Here is a 1,430-nt window from a genome sequence, read left to right on the forward strand (position 1 = left end):
GAGGAAGACTCCGGACAAATCCTGGCAGATCATCAGCTGTGTCTTCACAGCAAAGGTGAACTCATTCGTAACAATAATCACGGTCGGGATCGGTCAAAGGGCGTTCAGGCTTATGTCGATCATGTGGCAGAACAATTTACGGATACAGGCAAAGCCCGACGTTACCTTGAGGAAATTCGGAAGCTCAAGCCGCGATATATCCGGGATCAATTGCAGGCGATCGAGAAGAGCATATCGAAGGCTAATGCTAAGACGGTTGACCAGGCGCTGGCTTACTGCTTAAAGCACAGCTTGTATTGTGCTGCAGACTTTGCGGATGCCGCAAGCCATTTCACAGAACAAGCGCAACGGCAATCGGTCGAGAAGCCGACTCAGAGCGACATAAAGCTGCTCGTTCAAGTGGATGCGGCTAAACTGAAAGCCAAACCCCAAATACGGGAGTTCAAGACTTACGAACGCATCTTAGGAGGTGGATAAGGGTGGCAACAACCACGGGTGAGTTGAAACAATGGATGGGCACGCTGAATATGACCGAGGCGGCACACATCTTGGAAGAGAGTCTGTTGGACGCTGAGTCCAAGGACTGGAGCTGTGGGCAATTCTTGCACCATCTCCTGGGGCATGAGCTGCGGAGGCGGGAGGAAAAACAGCGAGCCAAACGGATGAAATGGGCTTCGTTCCCATTCATCAAATCGCTAGACGACTTTCGATTGGAAGAACAGCAATCCCTCAGCAAACGGCACATGGAACAGCTGCGGGAACTGCTCTGGCTGGAGCACACCTACAATTTAATACTCTTGGGCCCGCCTGGGGTAGGAAAAACCCATCTCTCAGTGGGGTTGGGGATGGAGGCGTTGGAACGAGGTCACCGGGTTAGCTTTGTCGCCATGGACAACCTGATCCATCTGCTGAAGACACAAGAGATTGCACGGACATCACAGACTCGAATGAAGCGTATTTTGGGATCTGATCTGGTGATCATCGACGATCTGATGTTCATGGCCATGGAGAAAAGCGAATCGAATCTATTCTTTCAGTTTGTGAATAAGCTCTATGGTCAAGCCTCGATTATCTTGACCTCAAACAAGGGACCAGAAGATTGGGGTGAGCTGCTTGGAGATCCGGCCATCACGACAGCCATTCTCGATCGGATCTTGCATAAGAGTGAGGTCATAAAGATGAGTGGAGACAGCTTTCGCCTCAAGCATCGAGAAACCATATTTGGAAATGTCTAGGTGTTGAAAATTATTTAGCGGAATCTGCTCAAAAGTACTTGACGGTTACAAATGGGCCAGGCCTCTTTCGCATTTTACGTTAATGTTCGAAGCCTGGGCGATGCGTCAGATGTCAGAAATGCCGGTTAATGCGGCTGCCCGCGAGCTGCGTGAACATGATACCCGCATGTGGCGGATCTTTCACTATTACGTGGA

The 1,430-nt window shown here is 50.2% G+C and carries 2 protein-coding genes and 1 pseudogene; all 3 read left to right on the forward strand.

The annotated features are described in order from the left end of the window. Window positions 1-477, forward strand: a pseudogene (locus ABD76_RS21365) (IS21 family transposase); the annotation flags it as partial. Between the two features lie 2 nt (window positions 478-479). Beyond that, window positions 480-1,235, forward strand: coding sequence for an IS21-like element helper ATPase IstB (gene istB / locus ABD76_RS21370; protein WP_197259122.1), 756 nt, complete (start codon window positions 480-482; stop codon window positions 1,233-1,235). Between the two features lie 22 nt (window positions 1,236-1,257). Continuing rightward, a partial coding sequence (locus ABD76_RS30250; protein ID WP_338125165.1) for a helix-turn-helix domain-containing protein occupies window positions 1,258-1,430 on the forward strand: 173 nt, incomplete at its 3' end.

The organism is Paenibacillus dendritiformis, from assembly GCF_015845845.1.
Taxonomy (GTDB): Bacteria; Bacillota; Bacilli; order Paenibacillales; family Paenibacillaceae; genus Paenibacillus_B; species Paenibacillus_B dendritiformis_C.